General features: G+C 51.3%; 17 protein-coding genes. 12 read left to right on the forward strand and 5 right to left on the reverse strand.

The annotated features are described in order from the left end of the window. The first annotated feature begins 105 nt into the window (after nucleotides 1-105). Together OGX94_RS24375 and entD are read left to right on the forward strand one after the other, a co-directional pair. On the forward strand, nucleotides 106-2,400 hold the full coding sequence (locus OGX94_RS24375; RefSeq protein WP_257661466.1) for a TonB-dependent siderophore receptor: 2,295 nt from the start codon (nucleotides 106-108) through the stop codon (nucleotides 2,398-2,400). Between the two features lie 48 nt (nucleotides 2,401-2,448). Continuing rightward, nucleotides 2,449-3,072: an enterobactin synthase subunit EntD gene (gene entD / locus OGX94_RS24380; protein ID WP_257661733.1), complete on the forward strand. Its 624-nt coding sequence runs from the start codon at nucleotides 2,449-2,451 to the stop codon at nucleotides 3,070-3,072. Nucleotides 3,073-3,075: 3 nt separating this feature from the next. Here entD and OGX94_RS24385 read toward each other — a convergent pair whose 3' ends face one another. Together OGX94_RS24385 and OGX94_RS24390 are read right to left on the reverse strand one after the other, a co-directional pair. Beyond that, nucleotides 3,076-4,011 carry a transketolase family protein gene (locus tag OGX94_RS24385; RefSeq protein ID WP_003831178.1) on the reverse strand — a complete coding sequence of 312 codons (936 nt, stop codon included), beginning with the start codon at nucleotides 4,009-4,011 and terminating at the stop codon, nucleotides 3,076-3,078. After that, complete coding sequence (locus tag OGX94_RS24390) at nucleotides 4,004-4,834, reverse strand: transketolase (protein ID WP_003831177.1); 831 nt, start codon at nucleotides 4,832-4,834, stop codon at nucleotides 4,004-4,006. Before OGX94_RS24390 ends, OGX94_RS24385 begins: the two co-directional genes overlap by 8 nt. A gap of 361 nt (nucleotides 4,835-5,195) precedes the next feature. On the opposite strand from OGX94_RS24390, the gene OGX94_RS24395 reads away from it, so the two are divergent. From OGX94_RS24395 to OGX94_RS24430, 8 genes are all read left to right on the forward strand, one after another. Next, nucleotides 5,196-6,146 carry a sugar-binding transcriptional regulator gene (locus tag OGX94_RS24395; protein WP_003831176.1) on the forward strand — a complete coding sequence of 317 codons (951 nt, stop codon included), beginning with the start codon at nucleotides 5,196-5,198 and terminating at the stop codon, nucleotides 6,144-6,146. 338 nt (nucleotides 6,147-6,484) lie between these two features. Next, on the forward strand, nucleotides 6,485-8,005 hold the full coding sequence (locus OGX94_RS24400) for an FGGY family carbohydrate kinase (RefSeq protein ID WP_003831175.1): 1,521 nt from the start codon (nucleotides 6,485-6,487) through the stop codon (nucleotides 8,003-8,005). Between the two features lie 125 nt (nucleotides 8,006-8,130). After that, complete coding sequence (locus tag OGX94_RS24405) at nucleotides 8,131-9,066, forward strand: D-ribose ABC transporter substrate-binding protein (RefSeq protein ID WP_003831174.1); 936 nt, start codon at nucleotides 8,131-8,133, stop codon at nucleotides 9,064-9,066. A gap of 43 nt (nucleotides 9,067-9,109) precedes the next feature. After that, nucleotides 9,110-9,730: a DUF2291 family protein gene (locus tag OGX94_RS24410; protein WP_100272793.1), complete on the forward strand. Its 621-nt coding sequence runs from the start codon at nucleotides 9,110-9,112 to the stop codon at nucleotides 9,728-9,730. A 1-nt stretch (nucleotide 9,731) separates the two neighbouring features. Next, a complete protein-coding gene (locus tag OGX94_RS24415; RefSeq protein ID WP_057066476.1) occupies nucleotides 9,732-11,276 on the forward strand; it encodes a sugar ABC transporter ATP-binding protein in 1,545 nt (514 codons plus the stop codon). Nucleotides 11,277-11,293: 17 nt separating this feature from the next. Beyond that, on the forward strand, nucleotides 11,294-12,361 hold the full coding sequence (locus OGX94_RS24420; RefSeq protein WP_003831171.1) for an ABC transporter permease: 1,068 nt from the start codon (nucleotides 11,294-11,296) through the stop codon (nucleotides 12,359-12,361). 53 nt (nucleotides 12,362-12,414) lie between these two features. After that, nucleotides 12,415-13,212 carry an SDR family oxidoreductase gene (locus OGX94_RS24425; RefSeq protein WP_003831170.1) on the forward strand — a complete coding sequence of 266 codons (798 nt, stop codon included), beginning with the start codon at nucleotides 12,415-12,417 and terminating at the stop codon, nucleotides 13,210-13,212. Nucleotides 13,213-13,247: 35 nt separating this feature from the next. Continuing rightward, a complete protein-coding gene (locus OGX94_RS24430; RefSeq protein ID WP_003831169.1) occupies nucleotides 13,248-14,033 on the forward strand; it encodes an SDR family oxidoreductase in 786 nt (261 codons plus the stop codon). A gap of 42 nt (nucleotides 14,034-14,075) precedes the next feature. Here the strand turns inward: OGX94_RS24430 and OGX94_RS24435 are convergent, their stop codons facing one another. Then, a complete protein-coding gene (locus OGX94_RS24435) occupies nucleotides 14,076-14,780 on the reverse strand; it encodes a GNAT family N-acetyltransferase (RefSeq protein ID WP_003831168.1) in 705 nt (234 codons plus the stop codon). Nucleotides 14,781-14,922: 142 nt separating this feature from the next. Here OGX94_RS24435 and OGX94_RS24440 point away from each other — a divergent pair, with 142 nt between their 5' ends. Continuing rightward, the gene (locus tag OGX94_RS24440; RefSeq protein ID WP_257661465.1) at nucleotides 14,923-16,041 is read left to right on the forward strand and encodes a YbdK family carboxylate-amine ligase; all 1,119 of its coding nucleotides are present in this window, start codon (nucleotides 14,923-14,925) and stop codon (nucleotides 16,039-16,041) included. Nucleotides 16,042-16,108: 67 nt separating this feature from the next. Continuing rightward, the gene (locus OGX94_RS24445) at nucleotides 16,109-16,357 is read left to right on the forward strand and encodes a DUF1158 domain-containing protein (RefSeq protein WP_008784044.1); all 249 of its coding nucleotides are present in this window, start codon (nucleotides 16,109-16,111) and stop codon (nucleotides 16,355-16,357) included. A gap of 22 nt (nucleotides 16,358-16,379) precedes the next feature. Here OGX94_RS24445 and OGX94_RS24450 read toward each other — a convergent pair whose 3' ends face one another. Together OGX94_RS24450 and OGX94_RS24455 are read right to left on the reverse strand one after the other, a co-directional pair. Then, entirely contained in the window at nucleotides 16,380-16,721 is a 342-nt protein-coding gene (locus tag OGX94_RS24450) for a RamA family antibiotic efflux transcriptional regulator (protein ID WP_003021996.1), read from the reverse strand. Nucleotides 16,722-16,738: 17 nt separating this feature from the next. Further along, a complete protein-coding gene (locus OGX94_RS24455; protein WP_003831165.1) occupies nucleotides 16,739-17,851 on the reverse strand; it encodes an MBL fold metallo-hydrolase in 1,113 nt (370 codons plus the stop codon). Nucleotides 17,852-18,003 lie beyond the last annotated feature (152 nt).

Here is an 18,003-nt window from a genome sequence, read left to right on the forward strand (position 1 = left end):
TACTTTTTCTGGAATGGATAGTTTACGCAGATGCGGGCGACATCAGGCCAAATGCCGCACCACGGCACATTGGTACTCGTGGCTAAAAGAACAGCAGGACATACAATGAACAACAAGATTCATTCACTGGCCTTATTGGTCAATTTAGGGATTTACGGGGTAGCCCTGCCAGCAATGGCAGAAGATCAAACCGATAGCGTCGCTGTCTCTCATGAAGACACCATCGTCGTTACCGCCGCCCAGCAGAACTTGCAGGCGCCGGGTGTTTCAACCATTACCGCTGATGAAATTCGTAAGAACCCTCCCGCTCGCGATGTGTCGGAAATCATCCGTACCATGCCTGGCGTTAACCTGACCGGCAACTCAACCAGCGGTCAGCGCGGCAACAACCGCCAGATCGATATTCGCGGCATGGGGCCAGAAAACACCCTAATTTTGATCGACGGTAAACCGGTTACCAGCCGTAACTCCGTACGCCAGGGCTGGCGCGGCGAGCGTGATACCCGCGGCGATACCGCCTGGGTTGCTCCGGAAATGATTGAACGTATTGAAGTGCTGCGCGGTCCTGCCGCAGCACGCTATGGCAATGGCGCAGCTGGCGGAGTGGTGAATATCATCACCAAGAAAGGCGGCGATGAGTGGCATGGTTCCTGGAATACCTATTTCAACGCCCCGGAACACAAGGAGGAAGGTTCAACCAAGCGTACCAACTTTAGTCTAAATGGCCCGCTGGGCGGGGATTTCAGCTTCCGCCTGAACGGTAACCTCGACAAAACCCAGGCCGATGCCTGGGACATTAACGACGGTCACCAGTCAACACGTACGGGCGATTACGCAGATACGATGCCTGCGGGTCGTGAAGGGGTAAAAAACAAAGATATCAACGGCCTGCTGCGTTGGGATTTTGCCCCAATGCAATCGCTGGAGTTTGAAGCTGGCTACAGCCGTCAGGGCAACCTGTATGCGGGTGACACCCAAAACACCAACAACGATAACAAAACCAACGGACTGGTGAAAAAATACTACGGTAAAGAAACCAACCGTATGTACCGCCAGAACTATGCGCTGACGTGGAACGGCGGCTGGGACAACGGCATTACCACCAGCAACTGGGCGCAATACGAACACACCCGTAACTCCCGTTTGGGTGAAGGTCTGGCAGGTGGCCTTGAAGGGTTATTTAACAGTAATCAATTTACCGACACTGACCTGGCGGATGTCACCCTGCACAGCGAAATTAGCATTCCATTCGACCTGTTAGTTAACCAGAACCTGACGCTCGGTACCGAATGGAACCAGCAGCGTATGAAAGACATGAGTTCCAATACCCAGACCTTTATGGGCGGGAACATACCTGGTGCCAGCAGCACCGATCGTAGCCCGTATTCGCAAGCTGAAATTTTCTCCCTGTTTGCTGAAAATAACATGGAGCTGACCGACAGCACCATGTTGACGCCGGGTCTGCGCTTCGACCACCACAGCGTCGTTGGCGACAACTGGAGCCCGTCCCTGAACCTGTCCCAAGGTCTGGGCGACGACTTTACGCTGAAAATGGGTATCGCACGGGCCTATAAAGCACCTAGCCTGTACCAGACTAACCCGAACTATATTCTGTACAGCAAAGGCCAGGGCTGCTATGCCACCGGATCTGCGACGGGCATTGGTTGCTACATGATGGGCAACGATGACCTGAAGGCCGAAACCAGTATCAACAAAGAGATTGGTCTGGAGTTCAAACGTGACGGTTGGCTGGCCGGCGTCACCTGGTTCCGCAACGATTACCGTAACAAGATTGAAGCGGGGACTGTACCGCTAAGCAGAACGTCAATTACCCAGAAAAACCCGACTACGGGTAAAGAAACAACAACCTACACCGATATCTATCAGTGGGAAAACGTACCTAAAGCGGTGGTGGAAGGCCTGGAAGGGACGTTGAACGTACCGGTTAGCGAAACCGTTACCTGGACCAACAACATCACTTACATGCTGCAAAGTAAGAATAAAGAGACCGGCGAACGCTTGTCGATTATTCCTGAATACACGCTGAACTCAACGCTGAGCTGGCAGGCGCGTGAGGATTTGTCACTGCAATCCACCTTTACCTGGTACGGCAAACAGCAGCCGAAGAAATATGATTACCAGGGTAAACCAGTGACCGGCAGTTCAGCCCAGGAAGTGAGTCCGTACAGCATCGTCGGCCTGAGCGCGACCTGGGATGTGACGAAAAACGTCAGCCTGACCGGCGGCGTGGATAACGTCTTCGACAAACGTCTGTGGCGTGAAGGTAATGCCCAAACCACCAGCGATATCAAAACTGGCGACTATATGGCGGGCGCTGGCGCGTACACCTATAACGAACCGGGTCGGACGTGGTATATGAGCGTTAACACACACTTCTGATAACGCTTTCCCTCTCCTCGCTGCGGGGAGAGGGAAATCATAACTATGATGCACACCACGCACACACCGCTCACTTTCGCAGACCACACGCTGCACATTGTCGAGTTCGATACCGACAGCTTCCATGAGCACGACCTGCTCTGGCTCCCCCACCACTCTCAGCTTCAATCCTGTGGACGTAAGCGTAAAGCTGAGCACTTAGCAGGGCGTATTGCCGCAGTACACGCTTTGCGCGAATTTGGCCTTAAAACGGTACCCGGCATCGGTACACAACGCCAACCGGTATGGCCGCAGGGGCTGTTTGGCAGTATCAGCCATAGCGCATCAACTGCGCTGGCGGTGGTATCAAGACAGTCGGTGGGTATTGACATAGAAGCCATTTTTACGCCACAAACGGCAACCGAACTGGCAAGTAGCATTGTCACTCATGCTGAGAAAGAATTGTTGGCAAACAGCGGCTTGTCTATTGAACAGGCGCTCACCCTGGCGTTTTCCGCCAAAGAGAGCGCTTTTAAAGCAACCCGGACATCAAGACAAGCAGACGCCGGGTTTACGCAATATCAAATCGTGGTGTTACAGCATAACCAGATGATCCTCCGCGCGCACCACCAAACGTATCGTGTGCAATGGCGTTTTTCGGACAACGCTGTAATCACACTGGCAACAGTATAGAATTCAAAGCAGTTCGCGGGCCAGAGCCGCGATGGCTGCGGCGTCAAAGCCATGGTGCTGGCGTAACCAGCCTCGATCCGCCGCCGCCGCGTACTCCCCATCCGGGATGCCTAAACGCTTCAAAATTGCCCCCATTCCGGCCTCTGCCAGCACTTCGGCCACCAGGCTTCCCAACCCGCCATTAATATTATGCTCTTCCACGGTAATCACCGCTTTACAGCCTTGTAACGCAGATAACAGGGCTTTGGTATCGCAGGGGCGAATTGAAGGCACACTGACCACCTTCGCCTGAATTCCCGCGTCAGCCAACAGCGCGGCGGCATCAACAATTTCATGAACTGTCGAGCCCGTTGCCACCAGCGCCACATGCTCCCCCTCACGCAGCGTCAACACCGCCCCCGGAACAAAACGGTAACTCTCGTCATGAAGTTCCGGCAGAGCTTTTCCATCAAGACGAATATATACCGGTCCCTGATAGCCAATCGCATAATCGATAATCTGTCGGCACTCTCGTGGCGAAGATGGGGCGAAAATCTGGATATTGCCGAAGCCTCGCATAATGGCAATATCATCGATCGAATGGTGAGTGCTCGCCAGCGGGCCATAGCTGGCACCAGCATTAAGACCGAATAGCTTCACATTGGTATTGTTGTAGCAAACATCGACTTTAATTTGCTCATTGGCACGGGAGATAAGAAATGGCGCAGCGTTACAGGTGACGGCGACCTTACCGCCAAGTGCAAGTCCTGCCGCCGTTCCAACCATGCTTTGTTCGGCAATACCTACGTTGACCAGGCGACCGGGAAACTGCTTTATAAAAGGAGCAATTTTCGCGGTTGATGTCGAGTCCGCTACGACCGGCACCAGGTCAACACCTTGTTCCACTGCATCAATGAACGCCTGAACCATGACGTTCGCGAGGTGTTCTGCATTACTCATCTTTTAATTCCTCCAGAGCCAGTTCGATCTCTTCACCTTTTGGCACCCGATGGTGCCATTCAGGGCGCCCCTGGATAAAAGATATACCCGCGCCTTTCGTGGTATTGGCAATGATGACGTTAGGTTTGCCATCCTGCTTAAGTCCTTCCAGCGTGGCGACAACCGACGCCATATCATTCCCCTGACACTCAGTCACCGTCATACCAAATGCCTGCCATTTTGCGGCAAGCGGATCGGTATTCATGATTTCGCGAGTCGGTCCGGCTAATTGAAGATTGTTCTTGTCATTAATAATGATCAGGTTATCGAGGCCATAATGAGCAGCAGCCAGCGCCGCTTCCCAGTTACTTCCTTCGGCCAGTTCGCCATCGCCTGTGATTAAAAAGATGCGGCGTGAACTGTTACTTTTCTTCGCAGCCAGAGCCAGTCCCACCGCAACAGGTAAACCGTGGCCCAGAGCACCGGTATTCAGCTCAATACCCGGCGTTTTCTGGCGCACCGGGTGTCCGGGAAGATGGGAATTGGCATGTTGATAGGTTTCCAGCCAGTCAACGGGAAAAAAACCCGCCTCCGCCAGAACGCAGTAGTAACAGCCTACCGCGTGACCTTTAGACTGGATGTAGATATCCCGAGCCTCATCAGCGATACGCTCCGGAGCGACATTGAGTATACGAAAATAGAGTGCCGTCAACAGCTCAACTTGAGACAAGTCCGCACCAGTATGCCCACCCGCAGGGCTGTTAGCATTTAATCTAACAATGTGACGGCGAACCGCCCGCGCTTTGCGCTCAAGAGTCTGGATATCATAGTTCCAGGGATTCATTTAGCACCTCTGAATTTATTTTCAATATGGAATATTTATTCTGCATGGGACTAAAAAAACCAGAATTTCCCATACGTCACATCTTCAGGCTTACGCCGTTGTATCATACTCAGGAACATTCTGCCTCCTTACCGCGACCACACTGACGCTGGTAATAATAAGTTGACCTGTAACCACCATGAATATATATTCACAAATGATTCTTTATTCAATTATGCAACCTAATTTTCGTATTTGTCCATAGCTGTTTTGGAGGATTGGTTAAAGTTAGAGCTTTATCACACTTACCTGTCTTCAATTTTCGCGTATGATAAAACGCATTAAGATAATGGCGGTACGTAAATGATTTTCGAGGAAATATATGGCTAAGCAGGACGAACAACGGCTATTGGTTAAAATCGCTACCCTTTACTATCTTGAAGGACGCAAACAGTCCGATATTGCTCAACTTCTCTCGCTTTCTCAGTCGTTTATCTCCCGCGCCATCACCCGCTGTCAGAAAGAAGGGGTGGTGAAAATCAGCGTTGTCCAGCCCTCAAATATCTTCCTGAATCTTGAAAAAGGGATCGAGGAACGTTACGGCATTAAGCAGGCCATTGTGGTTGATACCGAAGAGGATGCCAGCGACCACACCATCAAACGCGCCATTGGTTCTGCCGCAGCCCACTATCTGGAAACCAGGCTGCGCCCCAAAGATCTGGTGGGCGTTTCCTCATGGAGTTCGACTATCCGAGCGATGGTGGATGAAGTCCATACGCAGAACCTGAAGGCCGGCGGCGTAATTCAATTGTTGGGCGGCGTGGGTCCCAACGGCAACGTACAGGCCACAATTCTGACGCAGACGCTGGCACAACATCTGAATTGTGAAGCCTGGCTGCTTCCTTCGCAGAGTATCGAAGGCTCGGTTGAAGAGAAAAACCGTCTCGTTGCCAGCAAAGATGTCGCCGATGTGATTTCACGCTTTGATAATGTAGACATCGCCATTGTTGGCGTCGGGATCCTCGAACCGTCCCAATTGCTGAAAACATCAGGCAACTACTACCACGAAGATATGTTGCAGGTACTGGCAGATCGCGGCGCGGTCGGAGACATTTGCCTGCATTACTACGACAACAAGGGCCAGCCGGTATTGCAAGATGACGAAGATCCAGTGATTGGCATGGCCCTGGACAAGGTAAAAAAATGCCCGAATGTCGTGGCGCTTGCTGGCGGTACAGACAAAGTCGCGGCAATTAAAGGGGCGTTGAACGGAGGTTATATCGACGTGCTCATTACCGACTATCCTACGGCCCGCATGCTGGTCACCTCCTGATCCTCAATTCGCTGATAGCCTTTGCACGAAAGATAAAAAGCAAAGGCTGTGACTAAAATCCATATATTTCAATAGACTGAATGGTTTCACCTCGCCTTAATTTACTCTTCTTTCTGTTATTGTCCCGTCTGTGTAAGTGTGATTCTCAGCACAATTGATGATTTTTTCTGTAGCCCAACGGAAAGATTGTGGCTAAGGTATTAAATAAATAATCACTATCGAATATATATTCAATAATTGAAAAACGATGTCACAGCCAGGCCTGATGTAGTAATGACGCGACAATGAGGGGGCTTTATCCTCCAAACCGGGACGCAATGTGACTCAGGAGATAATCTATGTGTGCAGCGAAGAAAGAGTTCATCATTGCGCTGGATGAAGGCACAACTAACGCCAAAGCGGTTGCGCTTGATGCACAGGGCAATGTGGTGGCAAAGTTTTCTCAGCCACTGGCGATTCAGACCCCTCGGGATGGCTGGGTTGAACAATCTGGCGAGGTGTTGATTGATGCTTCTATTGGTGTCATTGCCAAAGCTGTGAATCATGTTGGTGCTGAAAACGTCGCAGCACTGGCTATCAGTAATCAGCGTGAAACCGCCATAGGCTGGTATCGCCAGACTGGCAGACCGCTAAATTCCGCAATCACCTGGCAATGTACGCGCAGTGCGGCTTACTGCGAGGAACTGCGGCATGAAAATAAAGAACAACTAATAAAATCAACCACTGGTCTGCCAATCGCACCACTTTTCTCCGCATCAAAAATGCGCTGGCTACTGGAATCCGTGACCGATGGCCCACAGCTGGCTGCGCAGGGACAAATTTGCCTGGGAACGATCGACAGTTGGTTGCTATGGAATTTAACCGCTGGTGAAGCCTTCTGCTGTGACTATTCCAATGCCGCCCGCACACAGTTGCTAAACCTGCACTCTGGAGAGTGGGATGAAGCCATGCTGGCACTCTTCCACATTCCGCGCGCCGCCTTACCGGAAATAAAACCCTCCAGTGGATTATTTGGTCATACTCGTGGACTCAATGGCATCCCAGACGGCATTCCTGTGATGTCGATGGTGGGTGACTCACATGCCGCTCTGTTTGGCCATGCTCTTGGCGAAATGGGATGCGTTAAAGCAACTTACGGTACCGGGTCATCGGTGATGGCGCCGGTCAAATCAGCCCAATGTGATATTGACGCACTGGCTACCACCATCGCCTGGCACGATGGAAACAGCATCATATACGGACTGGAAGGCAATATCCCGCACACGGGTGATGCGGTGGCATGGATGGCAGACAGTACGGGTCTGAGCGAACTTTCGGATGCCGAACTGACCTACGAACTCAACACCCTTCCCGCCTCCGTTGATTCAACCCTCGGCGTTTATTTTGTGCCAGCACTGACCGGGCTTGGCGCACCATGGTGGGATGATAGTGCCCGTGGAGTCATCTGCGGACTCAGTCGGGGAGTTAAACGAGCACATCTCATTCGTGCCGCACTTGAGTCGATTACCTATCAAATCGCCGATGTTGTAGTTGCCATGCAGCAGCACGATGATTTCAAGTTAACTGCATTAATGGTTGACGGTGGCCCCACCAAAAACGACTGGCTAATGCAATATCAGGCAGACTTGCTTGGTTATCCGGTTATGCGTAGCGATGTGCCAGAACTTTCCGCCATTGGCGCGGCATTACTGGCGCGTAAAGCGCTTTACCCTGGCTCACTGACTGATTTAAAAGCTTTTTTAACCGTACATAGCACATTTCAACCCGACATGGATCGCCACCATCGGTTGCAAAAAAGATGGCAGGAATGGCGCCATGCGGTAAACAGAACATTATGGAAACCGGCCCCGTCCGCCTGATGCCTCACCTGGGAAAACGCGCGACGTTATTTACCACATATACAGGAGGACACCGGACCATAAGAAATTCAAGCTTTACGTTGTTTCACCGTACCCGACAATAACAACACAGAGAGAACATTGTCATGAAATTACGTTTAACGCTGTTAACTGCTGCAACCCTGACTGCTTTGTCTTTTACTGCTCATGCAGCGGAAAAAGGGACAATCATGATTATGGTGAATTCACTGGATAACCCGTATTACGCCTCAGAAGCAAAAGGTGCCAGTGAAAAAGCCAAGGAACTGGGCTACAAAACCACAATTTTGTCGCACAGTGAAGATGTGAAAAAACAGAATGAATTGATTGATACGGCAATCGGCAAAAAAGTCCAGGGTATCGTTCTGGATAATGCAGATTCAACGGCCAGCGTCGCGGCAATTGAAAAAGCGAAAAAAGCTGGAATTCCCGTCATATTAATCAACCGTGAAATTCCCGTTGATGATGTTGCACTGGTGCAAATTACCCACAATAACTTCCAGGCGGGTTCCGAAGTTGCAAATATTTTCGTCGAGAAGATGGGCGAAAAAGGTAAATATGCTGAACTGACGTGTAACCTTGCGGATAATAATTGTGTTACGCGCTCCAAATCCTTCCACCAGGTTATTGATCAGTTCCCGGATATGGTTAGTGTCGCCAGACAGGATGCCAAAGGTACGCTTATCGACGGTAAACGTATTATGGACAGCATCCTACAGGCCCACCCGGACGTGAAAGGTATCATCTGCGGTAACGGTCCTGTTGCACTGGGCGCTATTGCTGCATTAAAAGCGGCGAACCGCAGCGACGTGGTAGTGGTCGGTATCGACGGCAGCAACGACGAACGTGATGCGGTGAAAGCAGGCACTCTACAGGCAACCGTCATGCTCCAGGCTCAGGCTATCGCAGCACAAGGGGTTACCGATCTGGATAACTACCTGCAAAAAGGCATAAAACCCGAAAAGCAACGCGTCATGTTCCGCGGAATTCTTATCACTAAAGAAAACGCAGATAAAGTGCAGGATTTCAATATCAAGTCCTGATCCCGGGTTGTTGCGCCTCTCAGGAGGCGCAGAGGAGAACATTATGTCTAAAAAAGCCTGGCTTGCGCTGGCCTTGTTGACCGTGGGCGGATGCCGCATCGTCTCGCAGCAGGAACTTGCGGACCTCAAGTCGCCACCGAATCCACACATGGCCAATATTGATCAAACGTGGCAAAACAAAATTGTTCCGCAAATTGTCGGGCAGGCTCGTCCGGTGGCCGATTTATTAATGGCCTTGCATGCTGAAAAAGATTTTGATAGCGCCTGTAAAAATCTCGGCTACCGTTCTCAGGAAGAGAATCCCTGCATCTTTTACGTACAAGTAGAAGGAAAAATTAGCAATCTTGATACCGCCTCTCGTAGTGGAAAAATGACTATCGCCGATAAAAGCGGCAACAGCATTATTGTGCAGATTGGTCCGACGCTGCGCGGCACACAATTACGCGATGCCTTTAAAGGCACAAGTTATAGTGATTTCAATGACCAGGTATTATTTGGTGAATATGGTCGAGGAATTAACGAACAAGCAATAAAGATGATCCAATCTGCGCAGCTTAAAACCGGAGAATCAGTACACGTTTATGGTGTTTTTTCTGAGTGGGAGATACCAAAATCCATCCCGGTTATTACACCAGCGAAAATTGAATCTGTAGGAGGACAATAACATGCAGCAGCAAGATATCGTCACTCCTCATTCCGTCGAATCTGAAGTTATTATCGAAACACACGATTTATCGCGTGTTTACCCTGGGGTAGTGGCATTAGATAGCGTCAACTACCGGGTATATCGGAATAAAGTAAACGTGCTGATCGGAGAAAATGGTGCGGGTAAGTCCACCATGATGAAAATGCTTGCTGGTGTCGAAAGTCCCTCTTCCGGACAAATTATTATGGATGGCATACCCGTCACATTAAATTCGACCCATCAGGCCGAAAAACTGGGTATCAGCATTATTTTTCAGGAGTTGAATTTATTCCCAAACATGAATGTCATGGATAATATTTTCATGGCTAACGAGTTCTTTCAAAAAGGGAAAATCAACGAAAAATACCAATACGCACTAGCAAAATCCTTACTGGAAAGACTCGAGCTGGATGTTGATCCGTATACACCTCTGGAGGAACTAGGGATCGGTCATCAGCAACTGGTCGAAATTGCTCGTGCGCTCTCCAAAGATACCCGCGTTTTAATCATGGATGAACCAACCTCCGCACTCAGCCAGTCTGAGGTGAAAGTGTTGTTTAACGTCATTGAGCAACTTAAACGGCGCGGTGTCACCATCATCTATATATCTCACCGTCTGGAAGAGTTGATGGAAATTGGTGATTACATCACGATTTTCCGCGACGGTCGTTTTATCAGCGAACGCCCAGTCAATGATGCCAGTATTCCGTGGATCATTGAACAAATGGTGGGTGACAAGAAAAAACATTTTGATTATCAACCCGCACCAAAAGGTGAAACGGTTCTATCCGTACAGGGTCTCACAGCCCTTCATCCGAGCGGCGGCTATAAGCTTAATGACGTGACGTTTAGCCTCAGTAAAGGCGAAGTCATCGGAATCTATGGTCTGCTGGGCGCTGGACGCACGGAACTGTTCAAAGGTCTGGTGGGACTTATGCCCTGCCAGAGTGGGAGCGTGCAGCTTAACGGCGAATGCATTGATAAAGCCCATTTTCAGTCACGTCTTAAAAAGGGGCTGGCGTTGGTGCCTGAAGACCGTCAGGGCGAAGGCGTTGTTCAGATGATGTCGATTCAGTCCAACATGACGCTGTCTGACTTCAGCCTGCAAGGCTTTCGCCGTGCCTGGAAATGGCTGAACCCGCACAAAGAGCAGTCCAGTGTGAAGGCAATGATCCAGCAACTGGCTATCAAAGTGAGCGATCCCGAACTGCCTATCACCTCATTAAGCGGCGGTAATCAGCAAAAAGTGGTGCTGGGTAAGGCATTGATGACGCAACCGCAGGTGGTTTTCCTTGATGAGCCCACCCGAGGCATTGATGTGGGTGCGAAAACCGACGTGTATCACCTTATTGGCAAAATGGCGCAGCAAGGGCTGGCGGTGATGTTCTCTTCATCAGAGCTGGACGAAGTGATGGCGCTGGCGGACCGCATTCTGGTGATGGCCGATGGCCGAATCACCGCTGATGTCCCCCGTCATGCGGTTACCCGCGAGACATTAATCGCGGCTTCTACACCTCAAGATTAATCAGGCTGGAATCCATCATGAACCAGAAATATATGATTTATATGTACCTCCTGAAGGCCAGAACGTTTATCGCACTGCTGCTGGTTATCGCATTCTTTAGCGTGATGGTACCTAATTTCCTGACCACCTCTAACCTGTTGATCATGACCCAGCACGTCGCCATCACGGGCTTACTGGCAATTGGTATGACGCTGGTGATACTCACTGGCGGTATCGATCTGTCCGTCGGGGCGGTAGCGGGTATTTGCGGCATGGTTGCAGGCGCCTTGCTTACCAACGGTCTGCCCATCTGGGGTGGCAACATCATCTTCTTCAACGTACCAGAGGTCATAATCTGTGTTGCCCTCTTCGGCGTTGTCGTTGGTTTTGTCAACGGTGCCGTCATCACGCGTTTCGGCGTTGCGCCGTTTATCTGTACGCTCGGCATGATGTACGTTGCCAGAGGATCTGCTCTTCTGTTTAACGACGGCAGCACTTACCCAAATCTTAACGGCATGGACGCACTGGGCAATACCGGTTTTGCCACGCTGGGTTCAGGTACTTTGTTGGGGATTTATCTCCCTATCTGGCTGATGATTGCCTTCCTGCTGCTGGGCTACTGGGTAACCACCAAAACCCCACTTGGCCGCTATATCTACGCGATTGGAGGGAACGAGTCCGCCGCACGTCTGGCGGGTGTCCCTATCGTAAAAGCGAAGATCTTTGTGTACGCCTTTTCCGGCCTGTGTGCCGCTTTTGTTGGGCTGATTGTGGCTTCACAACTGCAAACCGCACATCCGATGACCGGCAATATGTTTGAGATGGATGCCATTGGCGCAACTGTGCTGGGCGGAACTGCGCTCGCGGGAGGACGCGGACGCGTCTCCGGCTCCATTATCGGTGCCTTCGTAATTGTCTTCCTCGCCGATGGCATGGTGATGATGGGCGTCAGCGACTTCTGGCAGATGGTTATCAAAGGTGTGGTTATCGTCACCGCCGTTGTTGTCGATCAGTTTCAGCAAAAGCTGCAGAACAAAGTCATTCTTATGCGTCGCCATGAAGAAAAGTTGGCGGCAGCACCTTCAGTAAATACCGTATCCAGTTAAGCAGCAACATTCCGCCGGGCATCTTTTGCCCGGCCTATACAGGGGATAAAAATATGCAACGTGATTTTCATGGTAAGACAATTGTCATCACTGGTGCTTGTCGAGGGATTGGCGCAGGTATCGCCGAACGTTTTGCCCGCGACGGCGCAAACCTGGTGATGGTATCTAATGCAGAGCGCGTCCACGAAACAGCGGAACAGCTTCGTCAGCGCTATCAGGCAGATATTTTATCTTTGCAGGTGGATGTCACCAATGAGGCGCAGGTGCAATCTCTGTACGAGCAGGCCGCAGCGCGCTTCGGCACCATTGATGTCTCGATTCAAAACGCGGGTGTTATCACCATCGACTATTTCGACCGCATGCCGAAAGCCGATTTCGAAAAAGTCCTCGCCGTAAATACCACTGGCGTATGGCTCTGCTGTCGGGAAGCAGCAAAATATATGGTTAAGCAAAACCAGGGCTGTCTGATTAATACCTCTTCCGGTCAGGGACGCCAGGGTTTCATCTATACCCCACACTACGCCGCCAGCAAGATGGGCGTAATTGGTATTACGCAAAGCCTGGCGCATGAGTTGGCACCGTGGAATATCACCGTCAACGCCTTTTGCCCAGGGATAATCGAAAGCGAAATGTGGGATTACAACGATCGTGTCTGGGGCGAAATTCTCAGCACAGATGAAAAACGCTATGGCAAAGGTGAACTGATGGCGGAATGGGTTAAAGGCATCCCCATGAAACGCGCGGGCAAACCTGAGGATGTCGCCGGACTGGTCGCTTTTCTCGCCTCTGACGATGCGCGTTATCTCACCGGACAAACCATCAACATCGATGGCGGCCTGATTATGTCTTAATGCCCACCAGGGTATCTGTTAAGAGAGTCATCACTATGATTACAAAAGATTTTGCTCAACAACTGTTTAATCTTGAGGGGCGCGTCGCTTTCGTTACTGGCGCAGGCAGCGGCATCGGTCAGACTATCGCCTGCGCACTTGCCAGCGCGGGCGCGCACGTGATCTGTTTTGATTTGCGCGAAGACGGCGGGCTGAACGCGACCGTTGATGCTATCACCGCTATTGGCGCCCAGGCTGCGCTCTATACGGGCGATGTCCGCCAGCTTAGCGACCTTCGCGCCGCGGTAGCCCTGGCGAAGGAACGCTTTGGTCGTCTGGATATTGCGGTCAATGCCGCAGGCATTGCCAACGCCAACCCTGCGCTAGAAATGGAAAGCGAGCAGTGGCAGCGCGTTATCGACATTAACCTCACTGGCGTGTGGAATTCCTGTAAAGCCGAAGCCGAGCTGATGCTGGAATCCGGTGGTGGCTCGATTATTAACATCGCATCCATGTCCGGGATTATTGTTAACCGAGGCCTTGAACAAGCCCATTACAATAGCGCTAAAGCGGGGGTGATTCATCTGTCGAAAAGCCTGGCGATGGAGTGGATTGGAAAAGGAATACGCGTGAACTCCATCAGCCCGGGATATACCGCCACGCCGATGAATACTCGACCGGAAATGGTTCATCAGACGCGGGAGTTTGAAAGCCAGACGCCAATTCAGCGCATGGCAAAAGTGGAAGAGATGGCGGGCCCGGCACTCTTTCTGGCCAGCGATGCCGCTTCATTTTGCACCGGTGTAGACCTGGTTGTAGATGGCGGATTTATCTGTTGGTAAACAGCAATACGCCCGCAGCCATTGTTAGCTGCGGGCGTTAATTTATTCGCGGCTACAGGCAGCCAGCGTTTTTCGTTGCCGCCCGTGTTCATCAAAGTTCTCTGCGGCCAACCAGCGCTGTAACACGGCGTCACACTGGGGCCATTCGCTATCAATCATTGATAACCAGTCGCTGTCGCGATTACGCCCCTTGCGCACAATCTTCTGGCGAAAGCGACCTTCGAAGATAAACCCAAGGCGTTCCGCTGCCCGTCGAGAAGCGGTGTTCAGAGAATCGCATTTCCACTCCACGCGACGATAGCCCAACGCAAATGCCTGGCGCAGCAGCAGCCAGATGCTTTCGGTGCCAAGAACCGTATTTTTCATACGCGGTGACCAGGTCACATGACCAATTTCGACCGAACCGTGCTCTCGTTCAATCGCCATAAAACACACCAGTCCGACAGCTCGTCCTGAACGCTGTTCAATGACGGCATAGGGAACCAGAGATGCATCAGTAACTTTCCCCTGCACCCAGCAAGCTGCGGCCTCAACGCTTGTGGGGCGAGAGCTTGCAAGCCAGGTCCAGTCGCGATCGTCCAGCGCCTGCGCGTAGGCATCAAACAGATCGGCAGCATGGCTGTCGGCATCCAGGGGAACCAGTCGACAATATTGCCCTATCAGCGTTTCCCGTGGCAGTACGGCAGCGCCATTCCAGTCCGGCACGACATCGCCGACGGTCTGCCCATAAAGATTTATTTCCGGCACGATTCAACCCCAGTAGCGAAGTAAAAAATAGTTATAACACCGGCCATTACACCTTCAAAGCGTCGCAAGGGTGATTTTGACGACGAAGAGAAAATCAGCAGTCCTTCTATACTGATTAAAAATCAACGCGGAAGAGAGCCTTATGCCACTACCCGATTTTCATGTTTCCGACCCTTTTACGTTAGGCATTGAACTGGAAATGCAGGTGGTCAATCCGCCAGGTTACGACCTGAGTCAGGACTCCTCCCGGCTGATTGATGCCGTCACACCGCAGCTCTCCGCCGGAGAAGTGAAGCACGATATCACCGAAAGTATGCTGGAGATGGCGACCGGAGTTTGCCGAAATATCGACCATGCTGATGCTGAATTGTCCGCTATGCAGCAGATAATTATGCGAGTTGCTGCAGAGCATCACCTCGCCATTTGTGGCGGTGGCACACATCCATTTCAAAAATGGCAACGTCAGGAAGTCTGCGATGACGAACGCTATCGGCGCAACCTGGAAAATTTTGGCTATCTTATCCAGCATGCGACGGTATTCGGCCAACATGTGCATATCGGCTGCGCAAACGGCGATGATTCCATTTACCTGCTACACGGCCTGTCGCGATTTGTCCCCCATTTTATTGCGCTCTCGGCCGCCTCACCTTATATGCAGACGTCCGACACACGGTTTGCCTGCGCGCGCCTGAATATTTTCTCCGGATTTCCCGATAATGGCCCGATGCCATGGGTGAATAACTGGCAGGAATTCGAGGGGCTATTCCGTCGACTGGCTTACACCAGCATGATTAATAGCATTAAAGATTTACACTGGGATATCCGCCCCAGCCCGCACTTTGGCACGGTAGAGGTTCGGGTAATGGATACGCCGCTGACCCTTGATCATGCGGTCAATATGGCAGGACTTATTCAGGCTACCGCCCACTGGTTACTCACCAAACGCCCGTTCAAACACCATGAGCGTGATTACCTGTTGTATAAATTCAATCGTTTTCAGGCCTGTCGCTTTGGTATGGCGGGAATCGTCACCGACGTCAATACCGGCGACGGCTGCCGCCTGTCAGAAGACACATTGCGATTACTGGAGAATATCGCTACCTCTGCGGGTAAAGTGGGCGCAACCAGCGCGATTGAAGCTATACATCTGCAGGTTAAAAATGGTCATGATGAAGCACAAAACATGCGTGACTTTGTCGCCGAAGGCGGGTCACTGAGTGGCCTGGTGAAAAAGCATTGTGAGATTTGGGCGGGGTTGTAAGCGTGGGTATTTGCGTTGCCCGCTGAGATCCCGGACAATAGCTTTTTAACTCAAGTTTAACAATGTCATGAAACACCCGCTTGAATCACTGATGACTGTCGCAGGGATCCTGCTACTGGCTTTTTTGTCTTGCCTGCTGCTGCCCGCCCCCTCGCTTGGCCTGGTGCTGGCGCAAAAACTCGTCGCCATTTTTCATCTGATGGATCTCAATCAGTTTTATACTTTGCTGTTTTGCCTGTGGTTTTTACTGCTAGGCGTGATTGAATATTTGGTGCTGCGCTTCATCTGGCGGCGCTGGTTCTCGCTGGCGGATTAGGCCCGCGAGAACCCCTCTGCTGTTAATGCGTTCGGCTATGATTTTCTTTGCGATAAGCTCCCGGCGGCTGGCTGAACGTACGGGTGAAAATACGCGTAAAGGTCTGCTGCGAATCGAATCCGTATTTCAAACAGATGTCGTACACTTTCTGGTCGGTATCGCGTAGATCGCGCGCCGCCAGCAGCAGCTTGCGCTCGCGGATGTAACGCCCAAGACTTTCGCCTTTGTACTGCATAAAAAGACGCTGCAGGTGCCATTTGGAATATCCCGCATGGCGTGCAATATCATCAATGCGCAATGGCTGATTCAAATTATCATCAATCCATTCAACAATCGTATCAATTACCTGAGCAGAAATCGTCATCATGCTCTCCCCTGTATTCATTGAGTCACCTGTTGCCACCAGGCCGTAAACGGTTGGTCCGGTTCGGACAGTATTACCGGTTCACCCAGCATTGGCGTCAGCAGTCGGTAATCCTGATGACGGCTGGCAAGCGCCAGTCGTTTGTATGGATCATCCCAGGTATGTTTCGCCAGAACGAAACGGCCGGCATGCCCTGGCAACACAGCCTTCGCATGTAGATCTGCCGCAGCCTGCGCCGTCTCTTCCGGCATCATGTGAATAAACTTCCAATCCTGGTCATACTGACCGTTCTCCATAATCGCCAAATCGACAGAGCCAAACTGCTCGCCGATGGCTTTAAAATGCGGTCCATAGCCGGAATCGCCGCTGTAATAAACGTTCTGCTCCGGCGTTTCGAACATGAAGCTCGCCCATAGCGTTTGGTTGCGTTTGATACCGCGTCCCGAGAAATGACGAGCAGGCAGCACATGAACGATCAGCGAATCCGTCACTCTGACGGACTGATTCCAGTCCCGTTCTTCGATTATCTCGCTGCGCATCCCCCAATAACGCAGATGCGATCCCACGCCAAGCGGCGTAATCACCCGCTTAATTTTCGGCATTAACGCCTTAAGGGTGGCAAGATCCAGATGGTCATAGTGATCGTGCGAGATAATGAGCAGGTCTATCTCCGGCATCGTCTGTGCGGTCCACGGATAATCACCGGCAAAGGCCTTGTTCAGGAACGAGAACGGTGCGGCATAATTGCTGAACACCGGATCAATCAGGATTCGTTGACCTGCCAGCTGTAAATACCACGAAGAATGGCCCAGCCAGACCAGGGTATCCTGCTGCGGCGAAAGCCCGGCGAGATCGGTCGCGACCATAGGTAACGGTTGTGCTGGTCGTGCATTTTCACGCTTAGCGACCAGAAACTCCCACCAGGCCGCCAGCATGCCTTTGTTGCCGGTATAGCCCGGTGTCGGCACCTGGTTATGAAACTGTCCATCACGATAGTGCGGTGACTGTTCAACCTGACTCAGTTGTGCCCCTTGCGGTGCCTGACCAAACCCGGCATTGAGTACAAACGGTAAACTTGCAGCTGCGGCAATAAGCATAATAACAACCACACAAACTGTGAGACGCTTCATATCCTGACCTTAAACGCGCCCCCTTTCCGCTGGTTTGCGCGACTTACTCTTGATTATGAGTGAGTAAGCACTCATTATAGAAATCGAAAGTTCTCCGTCAAGATGATTTTCAATCTTTGACATTCGCCGTTGCGGCGCAGCAAACGCCGTGA

Origin of the sequence: Citrobacter sp. Cpo037, from assembly GCF_030332945.1 — a bacterium.
Taxonomy (GTDB): Bacteria; Pseudomonadota; Gammaproteobacteria; order Enterobacterales; family Enterobacteriaceae; genus Citrobacter; species Citrobacter portucalensis.

What these genes read in the sequence shown, in the direction of transcription:
- OGX94_RS24445 (WP_008784044.1), top strand. Translation starts at nt 16,109, where the DNA reads ATGAAACACCCGCTTGAATCACTGATGACTGTCGCAGGGATCCTGCTA.
- OGX94_RS24455 (WP_003831165.1), bottom strand. Translation starts at nt 17,851, where the DNA reads ATGAAGCGTCTCACAGTTTGTGTGGTTGTTATTATGCTTATTGCCGCA.
- OGX94_RS24410 (WP_100272793.1), top strand. Translation starts at nt 9,110, where the DNA reads ATGTCTAAAAAAGCCTGGCTTGCGCTGGCCTTGTTGACCGTGGGCGGA.
- OGX94_RS24425 (WP_003831170.1), top strand. Translation starts at nt 12,415, where the DNA reads ATGCAACGTGATTTTCATGGTAAGACAATTGTCATCACTGGTGCTTGT.
- OGX94_RS24375 (WP_257661466.1), top strand. Translation starts at nt 106, where the DNA reads ATGAACAACAAGATTCATTCACTGGCCTTATTGGTCAATTTAGGGATT.
- OGX94_RS24400 (WP_003831175.1), top strand. Translation starts at nt 6,485, where the DNA reads ATGTGTGCAGCGAAGAAAGAGTTCATCATTGCGCTGGATGAAGGCACA.
- OGX94_RS24440 (WP_257661465.1), top strand. Translation starts at nt 14,923, where the DNA reads ATGCCACTACCCGATTTTCATGTTTCCGACCCTTTTACGTTAGGCATT.
- OGX94_RS24430 (WP_003831169.1), top strand. Translation starts at nt 13,248, where the DNA reads ATGATTACAAAAGATTTTGCTCAACAACTGTTTAATCTTGAGGGGCGC.
- OGX94_RS24390 (WP_003831177.1), bottom strand. Translation starts at nt 4,834, where the DNA reads ATGAATCCCTGGAACTATGATATCCAGACTCTTGAGCGCAAAGCGCGG.
- OGX94_RS24450 (WP_003021996.1), bottom strand. Translation starts at nt 16,721, where the DNA reads ATGACGATTTCTGCTCAGGTAATTGATACGATTGTTGAATGGATTGAT.
- OGX94_RS24415 (WP_057066476.1), top strand. Translation starts at nt 9,732, where the DNA reads ATGCAGCAGCAAGATATCGTCACTCCTCATTCCGTCGAATCTGAAGTT.
- OGX94_RS24385 (WP_003831178.1), bottom strand. Translation starts at nt 4,011, where the DNA reads ATGAGTAATGCAGAACACCTCGCGAACGTCATGGTTCAGGCGTTCATT.
- OGX94_RS24420 (WP_003831171.1), top strand. Translation starts at nt 11,294, where the DNA reads ATGAACCAGAAATATATGATTTATATGTACCTCCTGAAGGCCAGAACG.
- OGX94_RS24405 (WP_003831174.1), top strand. Translation starts at nt 8,131, where the DNA reads ATGAAATTACGTTTAACGCTGTTAACTGCTGCAACCCTGACTGCTTTG.
- OGX94_RS24395 (WP_003831176.1), top strand. Translation starts at nt 5,196, where the DNA reads ATGGCTAAGCAGGACGAACAACGGCTATTGGTTAAAATCGCTACCCTT.
- entD (WP_257661733.1), top strand. Translation starts at nt 2,449, where the DNA reads ATGCACACCACGCACACACCGCTCACTTTCGCAGACCACACGCTGCAC.